This window comes from Edaphosphingomonas fennica (assembly GCF_003034225.1).
Classification (GTDB): Bacteria; Pseudomonadota; Alphaproteobacteria; order Sphingomonadales; family Sphingomonadaceae; genus Sphingomonas_E; species Sphingomonas_E fennica.
On record NZ_PHHF01000049.1, the window covers coordinates 172,839 to 190,139 of the forward strand.

Here is a 17,301-nt window from a genome sequence, read left to right on the forward strand (position 1 = left end):
AGGATATCGTCAGTCGAACGCGGCGTCGGTGCCGAAGCCGCGTTCCCGCGCCAGCCGGTAGAGATGCCAGCCCGCCGCCAGATCCTGCACGATCGACCCGAGCGATTTGTATAGCGTGACGTCGGCAGCTGCGATCCGGCCGGGCAGCGTGCCTGCCATCACTTCGCCGATCTCGCCCAGCACATGGCTCTCGTCGATCAGGCCGGCCTGAAGCGCGCGAAGTATCTCCGCCCCCTGCGCCAGCGCGCCGGCGCGGTGATCGGCAAAGAGGCGGCCGCGCGCCACCAGCGCGGCATCGGCCTCGGCCGGGCCTGCCCGGCTCGACCCCACCAGATTGACATGGGCGCCGTCCGGCACGTCCGCGGAAAACAGGATGGGATCGGCGGCGGCGGTGGCGGTGCAGATGATGTCGGCATCCGCCACGGCCCCGCCCGCCGTCTCGACGGCGGTGGCAGCGATCCCCAGATCGGCGCGGATGCGCGCGGCGAAAGCCTCCGCTTTCTCCCGCGATCGGCCCCAGACGGCGATGTGGGAGAGGGCACGGACATGGGGGAGGGCGGCGGCGTGATGCCAGGCCTGCTCGCCATAGCCCAGGATCGCCAGCCGCCTGGCATCGGGCCGCGCCAGCGCATCGGTGGCGGCGGCCGACGCGGCGGCCGTGCGGATCGCGGTCACCTCGCCGGCATGGACCAGCGCGACCGGCGTGCCGCTCGCCGGATCGTGGAGGACGATGATGCCCTGATGGGTCTGCTCGCCACGGGCGGCGCGCGCCGGATAGACGCTCACCAGCTTCGCGCCGAAGGTGGCGCCGTCCAGCGCGCCCGGCATCACGCCGAAGGCATTGCCGCCGTCCAGATCGACGATCTGGCGCAGCAATTGCCGGCTGTTGCCGGTCGAAAGCGCGATCATCGCATCCCGCATCAGGTCGATGCAGGCGGCCGGATCGAGATGGTGGGCCACATCCTTCCGGCCGATGACGATCATGTCCGGGTTTCCCCGGCCCAGATCTCCTCCGCATAACGGACGAAGTTGAGGCCGAGGATCTTTTCGATCCGTGCGGTGGAATAGCCCTTCTGCCGCAGCAGGCCGGCGAGCTTGCGGAACTGATCCGGCCCGCGCAGATCGACGACGAAGGGATAAGTATCGGGCCGTTCGCCGGTGGCGCTGATGCCGGCGGCGCGGCGCTCTGTAATCTCCTTCGCGAGGTCGGCCTCATAGGCCTTGAGGTCGTCGATCGGGGTGGTGCCGCCATCGGTGCCGATGCCGACATGGTCCTCCCCGCAGACGTTTACGGCATGATCGATATGAGCGACCACATCCTCCGCCCGGGCATGACCGGTGGGGTTGAGGAAAGGCATGAAATAGATGCCGACGAAGCCGCCGCGATCGGCGACGAGGCGCAGCTCCTCGTCCGTCTTGTTGCGGGGCACATCGGTGACGGCGCGACAGCCGGTATGGTTGATCGAGATCGGCTGCTTCGATGCGCGGGCCGCCTCCAGGCAGGTGCGCTGGCCGCTGTGGGAGAGATCGACCATCACCCGATTGGCGTTCAACCTTTCGATCACCTCGCGCCCGAATGGGGTGATGCCGCGATTTTCCGGGGCCATCGATCCGTCGCCAAGCTGGTTGGCGGGATTGTAGGTGAGCTGGACGATGCGGACGCCGAGATCGGCGAAGATGTCGACGCGGCTGGCATCATCGCCCATCATCGCCGCATTCTGGAAACCGAGGATCAGGCCCATCCGCCCTTCTGCCTTGGCGCGGCGGATATCGGCGGCGGTGAGGATCTTGATGAGTTCGCGCGGATTTTCGCGGATCAGCCGATCCCAGCTCGCGACATCGGCCACGCTCTGCTGGAAAGGCTCCTTCTTGCCGGAGACATAGCCGATGGTGATGTTCACCGCCGTCTGCCCCGAGGCGCGGGCATCGGCGAGGACGCGGGGCTTGAGGATTAGCGGGCTGGGGCCTTCCTTGCCCTTCGCGGCATCGTCCGACCGGTCGTTGGGATCGTCGAAACCGCCGAGCGCGTTGATGACGATCATGTTCGCGATCGGATCGGCGGCGGCTGGCGTCACCGCCAGCGCGCGTGCGGGTGCGGCGAGCGCCGGTGCGGCCAGCATGCCGGCCCCGAGCGCCAGGAAGGCGCGGCGATCCTGTTCCAGGCTCATTCCTCGTCCCCCAGCTCGTCCTTGGTCAGCGGCTTGAAATCGGTGCGCGGGAAGGCGTGGCCACGCTTCACCGTCATCACGATGCTGTCGATATTGCGGATATTCTCCAGCGGGTTCCTGGCGAGCACCACGAAATTGCCGAGCTTGCCGGCCTCGATCGAACCCATATCCTTTTCCTGCCCCGCGGCGCGTGCGCCGACGAGGGTGGCGGAGCGGATCACCTGCGCGGGTGTCATCTTCGCGCGTTCGACGAGGAAGACCAGTTCGTCGTGCAGTTCCGGCCACGGCTTGTCCGCCGCATTGGTGCCGTCGGTGCCCGTGGAGATTTCCACGCCCGCCCGCCGCGCCTGATCGATCAGGCGGGCGGCGAGATCGGCGGTGCAGAGCGGCGGCTTGGCCGGATTGGCAGCCGCCCGCTCGTCATATTCCAGATAGACGCGGCCGGTGGCGTCGAGGATCTGGCCATGCTGGGCCATCTGCCTGAACAGACCGCCGATGACCGGATTGTCGCCCTTGGCGAGGCGATCATAAGCGACGGGCACGCGCTGCTGGTAGGAAGCGGGCACGCTGTCCGACACCTGATAGGCGAGGTAGCAGACATGGCTGACGACATCGACGCCCGCGCCGATCACCTCGGCCGGGCTGGCGGGGAAGATCGCGCCATGCGCCCAGACCGGGAAATGCTGGCGATGCGCCTCCGCCACGATCGCGGCGACGGTGCGGCCGGGCATGTTGGCATAGGCCTTGATCGCGGTGGCGCCGGTGCCGCGCGACATGGCGACGGCGAGCGGCATGTCCGTATCGTCGGTGATCGCCTGCATCCACGGCACGGCGCCGGGGGTGACGCCCTTGGAGACGGCCCAGGTGCGCTTGTCGTCGAAGAAGCTGGGGCCGGCCATCAGTGCCGCGAAATAGATGTCGGGCGCGGCGATCTCGCCCAGGCGTGAGGCGCGGGTGATCTCGGCGACCGAGCGCAGATCGTCCGCCATGTCGCGGATCGCGGTGACGCCGCCATAGAGGTTGCGGCGGAGCACCGCCTCGGCGCGCACGCGGTCGGGCGGGGTAGCGATGTGGACATGGGTATCGATCAGTCCGGGCACGACATATTGGCCCTTGAGATCGACGACATCGGCGCCGGCAAGCGCGGCGGCGGGCAGATCGCGATCGGCGACGACATCGGTGATGCGATCGCCATCCATCACGATCGCCATGTCACGCCGGAGCGGACCGCCGGTGCCGTCGATCAGCGCAACGTTGCGGTAGACGGCGCGGCTGCCCCTGGCGGGCGCGGCGAAAGGGGTGGGCGTGGCGGCCGGCGCCGGTATCGCGCCGAGCGCGGCACCCGCCAGCGCCGCGCCGGCGAGCGCGCGCAATATCATTTTCATTCCAGCCATTTGCCCCTTCCCGTTTTTGCGACCTGGCCAGCTTGGTAATGACCGGATGGGGCATTGGGCAAGGGGAGATGCGGTGGGCGGCCGCGGCGGGGGCTTGCGGTGCCGCGGTCATGGTGGGGGGATGGGGAAGGGGCGAGGGCGAGCGTTCCGAATAACGTCATGCTAGCGCAGGCTGGCATCGCTGGCGGCTACAGGATGCGATCGAACAGATCCTCCCATTCAGGATTGCCCTGTTCGATCAGTCGGATTTTCCAATCCCGTTTCCAGGCCTTCAGAGCCTTTTCGCGAGCAATGGCTTCGACCATGCTGTCATGGGGTTCGGCGAAGACGAGCCGGTCGAGACCATATTTGCGGCAGAAGGCCGAGCCCGTGCCGGTGCGGTGCTGCATCATCCGCGCGGCCAGGTTGGCGGTGACGCCGATATAGAGAATGCCCTTCGGCTTGTTCGACAGAATGCAGGTCCAGCCGCCCCTGGTCATGCGGGTTGAGGTTACACCAGCCTCAAAGCGATGCCAGCCTGCGCTTGCATGACGTTAAGAGGAATGACCACCGCCGATCCGCGCAGGCCCCCCCCTATATGCCGCCCTCAGTCCGCGCCGTGGCCGGCGGCGAGATAGTCGCGGGATTGCATTTCCATGAGGCGGCTGACGGTGCGTTCGAATTCGAAGGCGCCGTCGCCCGAGGGGTAGAGCTGGGCGGGTTCGGCGTCGGCGGTGGCGATCAGCTTCACCTTATGTTCGTAGAGCGCGTCGATCAGCGTCTTGAAGCGGGCGGCCTCGTTGCGCCGTTCGGGGCCGAGGACCGGGATGCCGACGATGATGACGGTGTGATAGTTGCGCGCGATCGCCAGATAATCGGTGGCGCCGCGCGCTTCGGCGCAGAGCCGCTTGAAGGAGAAGACGGCGACGCCCTTCAGGCTTTTTGGCACGTGCATCGATCGCCCGCCATGGATGGCAAGCTCCGCGCTCGGCACATGGACCGAATCCTCCGGCGGGAAATCGGTGAGGCGGAAGAAGGCGGCGCGCACCGCTTCCGTCGATTCCGGCCCGTTGGGGACATACCAGGTGGGCGCGCCGCCCAGCCGGGCGAGGCGATAGTCGGTCGGGCCGTCCAGCGTCAGCACGTCCATCCGCGCCTCGATCAGCGCGATGAAGGGCAGGAAATGCTCGCGGTTGAGGCCGTCCTTGTAGAGGTCCTTCGGCGGCCGGTTGGACGTGGTGACGACGACCACGCCGGCATCGATCAGGCCAGTGAACAGGCGGCTCATGATCATGGCGTCGGCGGTGTTGTTGATCACCATCTCGTCGAAGGCGAGAAGGCGGGCTTCCTCCGCCAGCGCGGCGACGACGGGGGCGATGGGATCGCCTTTCTCCCGCTCGCGCTCGATGCGGAGGCGATCATGTACCTCGATCATGAATTCATGGAAGTGGACGCGCCGCTTGCGCTCCATGGCCACGCAATCGAAGAACAGGTCCATCAGCATGGACTTGCCCCGGCCGACGCTGCCCCAGATGTAGAGGCCGCGCGGCGGCGGTGGCGCCTTGCGCAGCATCCGCCACAGCACGCTGCCCTTTTCGGGCCGCACCGAAAGCTCGGCCGCCAGCGCGTTCAGCCGATCCACCACCTTGGCCTGATCGGGATCGGGGCGGAGCTGGCCGGAGGCGATGAGATCGGCGTAGCGATCCTTGACGGTGCTCATCGCTGGCCGGCCTTGCGCAGCGTGGCGGAGAAGGAGGCGACGATGCCGTGGGTCTGTTCCACCAGGCCGCGCACGAAGATCAGCCGGCCGGTCTCGCGCAGCACCTCCACCACCGCGTCCAGCGGCTCATCGAGCGTGCCGCGGCTGAGAAACTGGGCGGTGAAATCCAGGGTGACGCCGTTGCCGGCCGCCTTCGCGCCGCAGGCTTCCGCGCCCGCGAACAGCGCGATATCGACGAAGCCCATCACCGCGCCGCCATGGACGGCGTTGATCATGTTGGAATGGCGGCGTTCCGGGAACATGCGAACCCGCGCCTTGCCGCCCGGTTCGGGGCGGACAAGGACACGGCCGAGCTGATCGAGGAAGCGATCGCGATCGTTGAGCTCCCAGCGGTTCCAGCCCGGATGGTCCGGGTCCGGGGCGCTGGAGAAGAGGGGTTCCACCGTTTGTCGAAGCCTCAGATCTGGCGTTCGACTTCCATCTTCTTGATCTCCGCGATGGCGCGCGCCGGGGACAGACCCTTGGGGCACACGTTCGCGCAGTTCATGATGGTGTGGCAGCGATAGAGACGGAACGGATCTTCCAGCTCGTCCAGCCGCTCGCCGGTGAACTCGTCACGGCTGTCGGCCAGCCAGCGATAGGCCTGGAGCAGGATCGCCGGGCCCAGGAACTTGTCGCTATTCCACCAGTAGCTGGGGCACGAGGTCGAGCAGCAGGCGCACAGGATGCACTCGTAGAGGCCGTCCAGCTTGGCGCGGTCCTCCGGCGACTGGAGACGCTCCTTGCCCGAGGGGGCAGGCGTGACCGTCTTCAGCCAGGGCTGGATCGAGGCATATTGCGCATAGAAGTGCGTGAAATCGGGAACGAGGTCCTTGATCACGTCCATGTGCGGCAGGGGCGTGATGCGGACCTCGCCCTTGCAATCCTCGATCGCGGTGGTGCAGGCGAGACCGTTCTTGCCGTTCATGTTCATCGCGCACGAACCGCAAATGCCTTCGCGGCAGGAGCGGCGGAAGGTGAGCGAGGGGTCCTGCTCGCTCTTCATCTTGATGAGCGCGTCGAGCACCATCGGGCCGGTTTCGTCGAGATCCAGCTCGAACTTGTCGTAGCGCGGATTTTCGCCTGAATCCGGATCGTAGCGATAGACCTTGAAGGTCTTGACGTTGCTGGCGCCGGGCTCGGCCTTGTGGACCTTGCCGCCGGACTTGATCTTGCTGTTCTTGGGAAGCGAGAATTCAGCCATGGTCCGTCCTCAGTAAACCCGCGCCTTGGGCTTGATATATTCGATCTCGTCGGTGAGCGTGTAATCGTGCACCGGACGGTAATCGAGCGTCACCTTGCCGCCCTTGCCTGCCTCGCCCTCGAACCACGAGACGGTGTGCTTCATGAAGTTCTCGTCGTCGCGGTTGGGGAAATCCTCATGCATGTGCGCGCCGCGGCTTTCGTGCCGGTTGGCGGCGGAGTGCATGGTGACGACGGCCTGGGGCAGCATGTTGTCCAGCTCCAGCGTCTCGATCAGATCGGTGTTCCAGATCAGGCTGCGATCGGTGATGCCGACGTCGGCGAGGCTCTGATAGACCTTGTCGATCTTGCCCATGCCCTCGGTGAGCAGCTCCGTCGTGCGGAACACGGCGCAGTCGGACTGCATCGTGCGCTGCATGTTGTTGCGGATTTCCGCCGTGGGTGAGCCGCCCTTGGCGTTGCGGTAGCGATCGAGGCGGGAAAGCGCCTTGTCGTCCGCTTCCTTGTTGATCTTGCCGTGCGGGCTGTTGGGCTTGATGATGTCGGTGATGCGGTGGCCGGTGGCGCGGCCGAACACCACGAGATCGATCAGCGAGTTGGAACCCAGGCGGTTGGCGCCGTGGACCGACACGCAGGCCGCCTCGCCCACCGCGAACAGGCCGGGGACGACCGTGTCCGGATTGCCGTCCTTCAGCGTCACGACCTCGCCGTGATAATTGGTCGGGATGCCGCCCATATTGTAGTGGACGGTCGGCACCACCGGCAGCGGCTGGCGGGTGAGATCGACGCCCGCGAACACCTTGCCGGTCTCGGTGATGCCGGGAAGGCGCTCCGCCAGCACCGCCGGATCGATATGATCGAGGTGCAGGTAGATGTGATCCTTGTTCTTGCCGACGCCGCGGCCCTCACGGATCTCCATCGCCATCGATCGCGAGACGACGTCGCGCGAGGCGAGGTCCTTCGCGGAGGGGGCGTAACGCTCCATGAAGCGTTCGCCCTCGGAATTGGTGAGGTAGCCGCCTTCGCCGCGCGCGCCCTCGGTGATCAGCACGCCCGCGCCGTAGATGCCGGTCGGGTGGAATTGCACGAACTCCATGTCCTGCAGCGGCAGGCCCGCGCGCAGCACCATGCCGCCGCCGTCGCCCGTGCAGGTGTGGGCCGAGGTGGCGGAGAAATAGCAGCGGCCGTAGCCGCCGGTGGCGAGCACGGTCGCATGGCTGCGGAAGCGGTGGATGCTGCCATCTTCCATGCAGATGGCGAGCACGCCCTTGCACTCGCCATCCTCCATGATGAGGTCGAGCGCGAAATATTCGATGAAGAAGTCCGCGTCATACTTCAGGCTCTGCTGGTAGAGCGTGTGGAGCATGGCGTGGCCGGTGCGGTCGGCCGCGGCGCAGGTGCGCTGCGCGGGCGGGCCGGCGCCCATATTCTGCATCATGCCGCCGAACGGGCGCTGGTAGATCTTGCCCTCGTTGGTGCGGCTGAACGGCACGCCGGCATGTTCCAGCTCGTAAACGGCGGCCGGTGCCTCGCGGCAGAGATATTCGATCGCGTCCTGGTCGCCCAGCCAGTCCGATCCCTTGACGGTATCGTACATGTGCCAGGTCCAGTGATCCGGACCCATGTTGCCGAGGCTCGCCGCGATGCCGCCCTGCGCCGCGACCGTGTGGCTGCGGGTGGGGAACACCTTGGTGATGCAGGCGGTCTTGAGACCCTTTTCCGCGACGCCCATCGTGGCGCGCAGGCCTGAGCCGCCCGCGCCGACGACGACCGCGTCGTAGATATGGTCGATGATCTTATAGGCTTCGGACATCAGCCATGAACTCCACCGAACGCGATCTTCAGGATCGAGAAGATCGCGAGCGCGGCCGAGCCGACCGCATAGAAATTGAGGGCGAGGAGAGCCGCGACGCGCGAGGCATCGTCATGCACATAATCCTCGATGAAGACCTGGAGGCCGAGGCGCAGGTGCCAGAATACCGATACGGTGAGCAGGACGAGCGCCACCGCCACGAAGGGCGATCCGATCCACGTCGTGACGGTTGCGTAATCGAGCACCGGCAGGCGGAAGATCGATACCACGAACCAGAGGAGGAGGATGACGTTGCCCGCGGCCGTCAGCCGCTGCTGCCACCAGTGAAGCGATCCATGCTTGGCCGAGCCAAGCCCGCGGACGCGGCCGATGCCGGTTCCCGTTCCCATCCGATCAGCCCCTAGCCAGAAGGATGCAGCCCCAGATCAGGGCGGTGAAGGTGATCGAGCCCACGATGGTGAGGATCGACCACATGCGATTGGTCTTCAGCTCATAGCCCGCGCCCGTATCGAGCACGAAATGGCGAAGGCCGGAAAAGAGGTGCTGGAAGAAGCTCCACGTCAGCCCGATCGCGACAATGCGCGCGAGGACGTTGACGATGCAGCCCAGCGTGTCGCCCGCTTCCGCCTGGACGGCATAATAACGGAACGATTCGTAATAGTCCGGCCCGCTGGCGGCGGCGGCCAGCCACCAGGCGAACAGGATGCCCCCGCCGATGGCGAGCGCTGTGCCCGTCGCGCGATGCAGGATGGAAACCAGCATGTGCGGCCCCCACCGCCAGATGGTGAGGTGAGGAGAGAGCGGGCGTGCGGCGTTTCGAGACATGGAAGTCCCCCTAATCGATATGCGGGGCTCCTTTAGCCGAACCTCGTCGTCATGCAACCTTACGCGGACGTTCGCCGGAATAACCCTGCATTTACCACCGCGCCTTAAGATGGCCCCGAAACCGGATTTGTGCGTGGGGAGACAAGGGTTGAGCGGCCAATATATGCGACAGACCTCTGCCGAGATCCATGTGCCCCTGCCGGACGAGGAAGTGGCCGAGCGGCTGGCGCTATACAATCGCGACGGGCGGCTGAGCGAGGATCTGCGCTTCCTGTGGGAACATGGCGCCGACGCCATAAGCGATGCATCGCGCGCCTTCTGGGAAGGGATGACGCCGCGCAGCCCGCTGCCGGTGGAGGAATTCATCGCGCATGCGACCGGCAAATATCGCCAGCCGGTGGATGCGGACTGGATCGCGCTCGTCGCGCGGCCCGCGGCCGACATCTACCATAGCGACGTGCCGCCGCCCGTGTTCATCGAGGCGGTGATCACCGCTTCCGAGATGATGTGCGATCAGCTCCGCCTGGCGATCGGGGATCCGGACACGCGCCGCCGCGCGATCCGCATCGTCCATCGCCTGGCCTGCATCGAGACCGAGATCATCCTGGCCCAGATCAACAATCTGAAGCGCAACGCGGCGGGCGTGCAGCGCGCCGACGCGAGCAGCCGGTTCAAGGGTACAGTTGTGGCCATCCTCGCCGATACGGTCGCGAATGCGCGCGACCTGAAAGGAAAGACGGTGAACACCGCCGCCGCCGCGCGCGGCATGCTGGGCAAGGCATCCGAGGTGGCCGCCGCCGCCGAGCAATCGGCCACCGCCATGCGCGAGGCGGCGCATACCGCCGCCGGCCTGATCCGCGCCATCGAGGAAGCGCGCGGCGAGGTGGAATCGGCGGCCCTGGTGGCGACCAAGGCGGCGACCCAGTCGGCCGAGGCCGTGGCGGTGACGGAGGCGCTTTCCGACCACGCCAAGGCGATCGAATCCATCCTCGGCCTGATCCGCGACATTGCCGGGCAGACCAACCTCTTGGCGCTCAACGCCACGATCGAGGCGGCGCGCGCCGGCGATGCCGGCCGGGGCTTCGCCGTGGTGGCGCAGGAGGTGAAGAGCCTCGCCTCGCAGACCGCGCGGGCGACCGACGACATCGCCGCCAAGATCGCCGCGATCCAGGCGGCGACGCACCAGACTCTGGAAGCCAACGGATCGATCCGCGACACGGTGGGCGAGGTGCAGACATCGGCCCGGCGCATCCAGCAGGCCATGGAGGTGCAGGCGCAGACGGTGACCTCGATCACCGCCGCCGTCGACGAAACGGCCCTGGCGGCCGACTCGATGTCCGGCACCATCGCCGCGATCCGATCCGACACGGTATCCGTGGCCGGCGAGATCGACCGGCTGGAAACCGGCTTCCAGACCGTGGACGCCCGCCTTTCCGACCTGGAAGCGGCAACGAGCGAGTTCGTTTCCCGGATCGCGGCTTGAAAGGAGCGCGGCGGGCATTCCCGATCTGATCCGGGATGCCCGGCTAGGTAGTCGCAATCGACTTGAGTTGGCCGAGATACGAGCCCCAAAAAGAAAAGGCGCCGCCCCGGTGGACCGGAGCGGCGCCTTTTTTGGTGCCGATGGCGGGAAGATTACTTCCAGTTGGCCATTTCGGCTTCGAGGTTGACGCGGATCGCCTCGAAGAACTGCTCGGTCGTCATCCAGGGCTGATCCGGGCCGATCAGGATGGCGAGGTCCTTGGTCATCTGGCCCTTTTCGACCGTCTCGATGCAGACGCGCTCCAGCGTTTCGGCGAAGCGGGTGACGTCCGGCGTGCCGTCGAACTTGCCGCGGAAGGAGAGGCCCTGCGTCCAGGCGAAGATCGAGGCGATCGGGTTGGTCGACGTCGCCTTGCCCTGCTGGTGCATGCGATAGTGGCGGGTGACGGTGCCGTGGGCGGCTTCCGCCTCGATCGTCTTGCCGTCCGGCGACATCAGCACCGAGGTCATGAGACCCAGCGAGCCGAAGCCCTGCGCGACGGTATCCGACTGCACGTCGCCGTCGTAATTCTTGCAGGCCCAGACGAACTTGCCGCTCCACTTGAGCGCCGAGGCGACCATGTCGTCGATCAGGCGATGTTCGTAGACGATGCCCTTTTCCTTGAACTGGGCGGCGAATTCGGCGTCGAACACCTCCTGGAACAGATCCTTGAAGCGGCCGTCATAGGCCTTGAGGATCGTGTTCTTGGTGGAGAGGTAGAGCGGCCAGCCGCGGCCCAGCGCATAGTTCATGCTGGCGCGGGCGAAATCGCGGATCGAATCGTCGAGATTATACATGCCCATGGCGACGCCGGACGACGGGAACTGGAACACTTCCTCGTCGATCACGTCGCCATTGTCGCCTTCCCAGACGAGGCGGAGCTTGCCGGGGCCGGGCACCCTGAAATCGGTGGCGCGATACTGGTCGCCGAAGGCGTGACGGCCGACGACGATCGGGTCCGTCCAGCCCGGAACCAGCCGGGGAACGTTCTTGATGACGATCGGTTCGCGGAACACGACGCCGCCCAGGATGTTGCGGATCGTGCCGTTCGGCGACTTCCACATCTTCTTGAGGCCGAATTCCTCGACGCGGGCCTCATCCGGGGTGATCGTGGCGCACTTCACGCCGACGCCGTACTTCTGGATCGCGCGGGCGGAATCGATGGTGATCTGGTCCGCCGTCTCGTCGCGCTTCTGCACGGAGAGGTCGTAATATTCGAGCTTGAGATCGAGATAGGGCAGGATCAGCCGCTCGCGGATCCATTGCCAGATGATCCGGGTCATTTCATCGCCGTCGAGCTCGACGACGGGGGTCTTCACGGTGATCTTGGCCATGGGGGTCCGCTTTCTCCAGGGAGTGGGTTTCGCGCCCGTCTAGGCAATGCCGGGGCGAGGATCAACCTTGCGGGCGGCGGAAGGCGCGGCGGGCAAAAGGAATGGCGCGCGGGAAAAAGCGACGCCCCCGGAGCGCGGAGCCCCAGGGGCGTGGGACGGCCGGGCAGGGCCGGCCGTCACCGCATCAGAAGGCGGCCGTGACGGAGAAGACCACCCGCCCGCTGGCGATCGACGAACCGTTCTTGGTCGACGAGAAATTGGGCTGGATATAGGCCGAATCCGCCTTGCTGATATCGGTATCGACATAGGCGATGCCGAGCGTGACCGGCCCGACGACCGCATCGGCGCCCACCAGCCAATCCCAATATTTGCCCGTGGGCGCGATGCTGGTGCCGTTGGGGCCGAGGCCGGGATTGCCGTCCGAATAGCCGATATGGGCCTTCACGCTGAGGGGGGTGGAGGGAATGCCGGCGCTGGCATCGCCCCAGAGATAGAGATTGTCCTGCTTCTGCCCCCGGCTCTGCGGCGTGTTGGAATAATTGCCGAGCGCTTGCTGCTTGGGCGCATAGGCGACGCCGCCGAGCAGCGAGACCGGCCCCACCGTGCCGCTGACCTTCACATAAGGCTCGGCGAAGTCGGTATCGTCCGCGCCGCCCGGATACATATACCAGGTGAGGCCGACATCGATCGTCGCGCCGCCGACCGGCAGCTTGTAGCCGGCATAGAGATCGAGCTCGATATTGCCGCCGCCGAAGGTGCCCCAACCCGAGAGGCTCGACGCCCAGGTGCCGGCATAGAGGCCGCTTTCGTGTGAGACGCCGATGCCGCCCTGCACGGCCATCTCCTTGTCCGACTGCGAGACGCCGCGGAACCGGTAATCGGAAACGAGGCCGGCGCTGCCGGAGATGGTGAAGGGGCCGGACGCCTCTTCCTGCGCCAGCGCCGGCGTCGCGAACAGGGCTGCCGCAACCGCGGCGACCAGACGATAAGACATGGAACATTCCCCTTTTATGGTTGGAATGTTCCTCCTGCATCCCGCGGGCGCGGCCTCTTGCGGCTGGCGGGCCGCCGTGCGCGCGTCCCCCAGGATGGAGGACAGCCTAAAGGGCGCCTGTGATCCGCCTGTTTCCCGCGCGTAACGAAATGTTGCGCTGCCGCATCGCATGGGCCGAAGGGGGCGCGGGGAGGGCGATTGCAACATTGTTGCCCACTGCGCCGTTGTCAGCCGCCATGGCCGATCGTAAGAACGCGGACATGACATCATTGGAAAAGCCGGACGTCGGCACCACCACCGTCCGCTGGCGCTGGCCCTCGGTTCATCCCGAAGGCCGCAAGTTCGCCCTGATCGGCGCGGCCATCACGCTCATCTTCGCGTTGATGGCCTGGGAAACGCTTGCCTGGCCAATGGCGGGCGTGACGATATGGATCCTCGCCTTCTTCCGCGATCCGATCCGCACCTTCCCGAGGGGGGAGGGGGTGATCGTGTCGCCGGCCGACGGGCTGGTGACGATGATCGCCACCGTGCCGCCGCCGCGCGAGCTGGCAGGCCCCGACGGGCTGGGCGACGAGCCGATGACGCGGGTTTCGATCTTCATGAGCGTGTTCGACGTGCACATCAACCGCACGCCGATCGCCGGTACGATCCGTCGGGTCGTCTACATCTCCGGCAAGTTCCTGAATGCGGACCTCGACAAGGCGAGCGAGGAGAATGAGCGCCAGCACATCCTGGTCGAAGGCGATGACGGCACCCGCATCGGCTTCACCCAGATCGCCGGGCTGGTGGCGCGGCGCATCGTGCCGTTCGTGAAGCCGGGCGACATCGTCGCCGGCGGGCAGCGCATCGGCCTGATCCGCTTCGGCAGCCGGGTGGACGTGTATCTGCCGGCCGGCACCCAGCCGCGCATCGCGCTGGGCCAGCGGGCCATTGCCGGCGAGACCGTGATCGCGAGGATCGGCGAGGCGGAACGGGTATACGGAACCGCGCTCTGATGGCGCCGCGCCCCGACAATGCCCGCATCCAGCGCCCGTTGAAGGGCATTCCGCTGCGCGCGCTCGCGCCCAACGCGGTGACGGCGCTGGCGCTGTGTTCGGGGCTGACCGGCGTGCGCTTCGCTATCGGCGCGATCGGGCGCGTGCCGGGATCGGAACGCTGGTGGCTCGAATGGCAGATGGCGGCCGCGCTCATCATCCTGGCGGGCGTGCTCGACGGGCTGGACGGGCGGATCGCCCGGCTGCTGAAGGGCGAGAGCCGGTTCGGTGCGGAGCTCGATTCGCTTTCCGACGTGATCGCCTTCGGCGTGTCGCCGGCGATCATCATGTTCCTCTGGTCGCTGCAGGCGCTGCCGCGCTACGGCTGGCTGTTCGCGCTGGGCCATGCGGTATGCTGCGCGCTGCGGCTCGCCCGCTTCAACGCCCAGATCGACGCGAGCGAGCAGCCGCACAAGTCGGCCGGCTTCCTGACCGGCGTGCCGGCGCCCGCGGGCGCGGGGCTCCTGATGCTCCCGCTCTACCTCTGGCTGTGCACCGGCCTGGACATCTTCCGCGAAACCTATGTCGTGGCGCCGTGGGCGGCGTTCGTCGGATTCCTGCTGATCTCCAACGTCGCCACCTATTCCTGGTCGTCCCTCCGCCTGCGCAGCGGCATCCGGCTGTGGCTGCTGCTGGCCGTGGCGTTGCTGGGCGCGGCGCTGATCGTGGCGACGTGGGAAACGCTGGCCATCGCCAGCATCGCCTATGTGCTGTCCATCCCCTTCGGGATGCGCAGCTATGCCCGAGTCAGGCGGCAGCGCGCAGCGGCGGCTGCGCGATCCGCGCAGGAACGGCCCGCGGCTGAAGCCTGACGCGCGCCGCCGGCAGCGGCGGCAGGGCCGGCGATGCGGCCGGGCGGGCGCCGAGCGCCATCGCGATCCGATCGGCATATTCCATCACCATCCCCGCGATGATGCCGAGCGCCGTGCCGCCCATGGCGAGGAAGAAAAGGATCGTCGCAAGCTGTGCCATAACCGCCTCCCGCTTCGCCCTGCCCGATGGGGCATTTCCGCGAATCCCGTGTTGCGGCCTTTATGTTCCTGTTTTGTTCCTGTCGTCAAGGGTTGATTTCCGGCGCCCGAATGGCTAGGTGCGCCGCCATTCCACATCCGGGGTTCATAAACCGGTGCCGCTGATGGGCGTTCCGCCCGTCCGGTCACTGCCCCGGAGAGGTTCAACCGGAAGGAGACTATCCCATGGCGGTTCCCACCGTCTCGATGCAGGCGCTTCTCGACGCCGGCGCCCACTTCGGCCACCAGACCCACCGCTGGAACCCGAAGATGAAGCCCTACATCTTCGGCGAGCGCAACGGCGTCCACATCATCGATCTGTCGCAGACCGTGCCGCTCTTCGCGCGCGCGCTCGACTTCGTGAGCCAGACCGTCGCCCATGGCGGCAAGGTGCTGTTCGTCGGCACCAAGCGCCAGGCGCAGGAGCCGATCGCCGAGGCCGCCCGCCGTTCGGGCCAGCATTATGTCAACCACCGCTGGCTGGGCGGCATGCTCACCAACTGGAAGACCATCTCGGGCTCGATCAAGCGTTACAAGACGCTGGAAGAGCAGCTTTCGGGCGACACGCACGGCCTGACCAAGAAGGAAGTGCTGCAGCTGACCCGCGAGCGCGACAAGCTGGAGCTTTCGCTGGGCGGCATCCGCGACATGGGCGGCATCCCGGACGTGATGTTCGTGATCGACGCCAACAAGGAAGAGCTGGCGATCAAGGAAGCCAACACGCTGGGCATCCCCGTCGTCGCGATCCTCGATTCGAACGTGTCGCCGGACGGCATCGCCTTCCCGATCCCGGCCAATGACGACGCCGCCCGCGCCATCCGCCTCTATTGCGACGCCGTCGCCGCCGCCGCGACCCGTGGCGAGCAGGGTGGCCGCGCCGCCCGTGGCGAGGACCTGGGCGCCGCCGCCGAGCCGGTCGCCGAGGAAGCGCTGAGCGCCTGATCGCGCTCCACGCGCCCTCCCTGGAGCGCGTACGTCATAACAAGATCACGGGGCGGGCCTATCGGCTCGCCCCGACCCGTTCATAACGAAAGGACAAGGACATGGCGGAAGTCACTGCCAAGACCGTCAAGGAACTGCGCGACCGCACCGGCGCCGGCATGATGGACTGCAAGAAGGCGCTCGCCGAGACCAATGGCGACATGGAAGCCGCCGTCGACTGGCTGCGCACCAAGGGCCTCGCCGCCGCCGCCAAGAAGGCCGGCCGCCAGGCGGCCGAGGGCCTCGTGGGCGTGACCGTGAAGGGCACCAAGGGTGCCGTGGTCGAGGTGAATTCGGAAACCGACTTCGTCGCCAAGAACGATCAGTTCCAGTCGTTCGTGAAGACCGTGACCGAGCTGGCGCTCGACACCGGCGATTCGATCGAGGCGCTGGCCGCCGCGACCTATCCGGGCGAAGGCACCGTTGCCGAGAAGCTGACCAGCAACATCGCCACCATCGGCGAGCAGCAGGCGCTGCGCCGCGCGGCGACCCTCACGGTCGATCAGGGCGCGATCGTCTCCTACGTCCACAATGCCGCGGCCCCCGGCCTCGGCAAGATCGGCGTGCTCGTCGCGCTTGAGAGCACCGCGCCGGCCGACAAGCTGGAAGCGCTGGGCAAGCAGCTGGCCATGCACATCGCCGCCGCTGCCCCGCTGGCGCTGACCGCCGATGGCCTGGACGCCGAGACGATCGAGCGCGAGCGCGCGATCGCGACCGAGAAGGCCGCCGAATCGGGCAAGCCCGCCAACATCGTCGAGAAGATGGTGGAAGGCGCGATCGCCAAGTATCGCAAGGAGAACGCGCTGGTGAGCCAGGCGTTCGTGATCGACGGCAAGACCCCGGTGGCCGACGTCGTCGCCGCCGCCGGCAAGGAAGCCGGTTCGCCGATCGTGCTGAAGGGCTATGTGCGCTTCCAGCTCGGCGAAGGCATCGAGAAGAAGGAAAGCGACTTCGCCGCCGAAGTCGCCGCCGCCGCCGGCGTCTGATCCTTCTGCCTCCCTTCCGCTTGCGGAAGGGATCGGGGGCGGGCGCCTCGGTCGCGGCATTCGGGCCTGCGGCGGACGCCCGCCCCCCCAATCCCCTCCCTGATCCGGGAGGGGAAGCAAATTGCGCCCCTGGCACTAGGCGTGCGCCCGCACGGAACCTCGATCGGGCCGGGCCATTCGCCCCGCCGGTGAATCGCGATCCCGCATAAGGGATCGGAGCCTGATGATGTGGGCGCCCCCGCACTGACCGGCACTGCTATGGTGGTGGTCTCAGCATGTGGGATGAGGAGCGTTCGAGA

At 66.8% G+C, this 17,301-nt stretch carries 18 protein-coding genes; 5 read left to right on the forward strand and 13 right to left on the reverse strand.

Translation table 11 applies throughout. The annotated features are described in order from the left end of the window. Positions 1-9 precede the first annotated feature (9 nt). From CV103_RS12765 to sdhC, 10 genes are all read right to left on the reverse strand, one after another. A complete protein-coding gene (locus CV103_RS12765; protein WP_107395132.1) occupies positions 10-984 on the reverse strand; it encodes an ornithine cyclodeaminase family protein in 975 nt (324 codons plus the stop codon). Then, positions 981-2,162, reverse strand: coding sequence for a dipeptidase (locus CV103_RS12770; protein WP_107395148.1), 1,182 nt, complete (start codon positions 2,160-2,162; stop codon positions 981-983). The genes CV103_RS12765 and CV103_RS12770 overlap by 4 nt, the downstream gene beginning before the upstream one ends. A 2-nt stretch (positions 2,163-2,164) precedes the next feature. Further along, positions 2,165-3,562: an amidohydrolase family protein gene (locus tag CV103_RS12775; protein WP_245896811.1), complete on the reverse strand. Its 1,398-nt coding sequence runs from the start codon at positions 3,560-3,562 to the stop codon at positions 2,165-2,167. Between the two features lie 188 nt (positions 3,563-3,750). Continuing rightward, a complete protein-coding gene (locus CV103_RS12780) occupies positions 3,751-4,041 on the reverse strand; it encodes a GIY-YIG nuclease family protein (RefSeq protein ID WP_070934355.1) in 291 nt (96 codons plus the stop codon). A 107-nt stretch (positions 4,042-4,148) separates the two neighbouring features. Next, a complete protein-coding gene (gene zapE / locus CV103_RS12785; RefSeq protein ID WP_015457612.1) occupies positions 4,149-5,261 on the reverse strand; it encodes a cell division protein ZapE in 1,113 nt (370 codons plus the stop codon). Next, entirely contained in the window at positions 5,258-5,704 is a 447-nt protein-coding gene (locus CV103_RS12790; RefSeq protein ID WP_015457611.1) for a PaaI family thioesterase, read from the reverse strand. Before CV103_RS12790 ends, zapE begins: the two co-directional genes overlap by 4 nt. A gap of 14 nt (positions 5,705-5,718) precedes the next feature. Next, on the reverse strand, positions 5,719-6,504 hold the full coding sequence (locus tag CV103_RS12795) for a succinate dehydrogenase iron-sulfur subunit (RefSeq protein WP_015457610.1): 786 nt from the start codon (positions 6,502-6,504) through the stop codon (positions 5,719-5,721). Between the two features lie 9 nt (positions 6,505-6,513). Further along, positions 6,514-8,316, reverse strand: coding sequence for a succinate dehydrogenase flavoprotein subunit (sdhA, locus tag CV103_RS12800; RefSeq protein WP_015457609.1), 1,803 nt, complete (start codon positions 8,314-8,316; stop codon positions 6,514-6,516). Further along, positions 8,316-8,705 (reverse strand): succinate dehydrogenase, hydrophobic membrane anchor protein, encoded by a 390-nt coding sequence (gene sdhD, locus CV103_RS12805; RefSeq protein WP_015457608.1) that lies wholly within the window; start codon positions 8,703-8,705, stop codon positions 8,316-8,318. Before sdhD ends, sdhA begins: the two co-directional genes overlap by 1 nt. A 4-nt stretch (positions 8,706-8,709) precedes the next feature. Continuing rightward, complete coding sequence (gene sdhC / locus CV103_RS12810; RefSeq protein WP_041864783.1) at positions 8,710-9,141, reverse strand: succinate dehydrogenase, cytochrome b556 subunit; 432 nt, start codon at positions 9,139-9,141, stop codon at positions 8,710-8,712. A gap of 163 nt (positions 9,142-9,304) precedes the next feature. Here sdhC and CV103_RS12815 point away from each other — a divergent pair, with 163 nt between their 5' ends. Continuing rightward, complete coding sequence (locus tag CV103_RS12815) at positions 9,305-10,624, forward strand: methyl-accepting chemotaxis protein (protein WP_051128699.1); 1,320 nt, start codon at positions 9,305-9,307, stop codon at positions 10,622-10,624. Positions 10,625-10,776: 152 nt separating this feature from the next. Here CV103_RS12815 and CV103_RS12820 read toward each other — a convergent pair whose 3' ends face one another. Further along, on the reverse strand, positions 10,777-11,997 hold the full coding sequence (locus tag CV103_RS12820; protein ID WP_015457605.1) for an NADP-dependent isocitrate dehydrogenase: 1,221 nt from the start codon (positions 11,995-11,997) through the stop codon (positions 10,777-10,779). Between the two features lie 184 nt (positions 11,998-12,181). After that, positions 12,182-12,991 (reverse strand): TorF family putative porin, encoded by an 810-nt coding sequence (locus CV103_RS12825; protein ID WP_015457604.1) that lies wholly within the window; start codon positions 12,989-12,991, stop codon positions 12,182-12,184. A 236-nt stretch (positions 12,992-13,227) separates the two neighbouring features. On the opposite strand from CV103_RS12825, the gene CV103_RS12830 reads away from it, so the two are divergent. Next, positions 13,228-13,986 carry a phosphatidylserine decarboxylase gene (locus tag CV103_RS12830; protein WP_281258488.1) on the forward strand — a complete coding sequence of 253 codons (759 nt, stop codon included), beginning with the start codon at positions 13,228-13,230 and terminating at the stop codon, positions 13,984-13,986. Continuing rightward, positions 13,986-14,837 (forward strand): CDP-alcohol phosphatidyltransferase family protein, encoded by an 852-nt coding sequence (locus tag CV103_RS12835; RefSeq protein WP_015457602.1) that lies wholly within the window; start codon positions 13,986-13,988, stop codon positions 14,835-14,837. Before CV103_RS12830 ends, CV103_RS12835 begins: the two co-directional genes overlap by 1 nt. Here CV103_RS12835 and CV103_RS12840 read toward each other — a convergent pair. Further along, entirely contained in the window at positions 14,773-14,997 is a 225-nt protein-coding gene (locus CV103_RS12840) for a hypothetical protein (protein WP_015457601.1), read from the reverse strand. The two genes, CV103_RS12835 and CV103_RS12840, sit on opposite strands and share 65 nt — an antisense overlap. 224 nt (positions 14,998-15,221) lie before the next feature. On the opposite strand from CV103_RS12840, the gene rpsB reads away from it, so the two are divergent. Both rpsB and tsf read left to right on the forward strand, forming a co-directional pair. Further along, positions 15,222-15,977, forward strand: coding sequence for a 30S ribosomal protein S2 (gene rpsB / locus CV103_RS12845; RefSeq protein ID WP_015457600.1), 756 nt, complete (start codon positions 15,222-15,224; stop codon positions 15,975-15,977). A gap of 101 nt (positions 15,978-16,078) precedes the next feature. Continuing rightward, positions 16,079-17,002 carry a translation elongation factor Ts gene (gene tsf / locus CV103_RS12850; protein ID WP_107395134.1) on the forward strand — a complete coding sequence of 308 codons (924 nt, stop codon included), beginning with the start codon at positions 16,079-16,081 and terminating at the stop codon, positions 17,000-17,002. Positions 17,003-17,301: the final 299 nt, after the last annotated feature.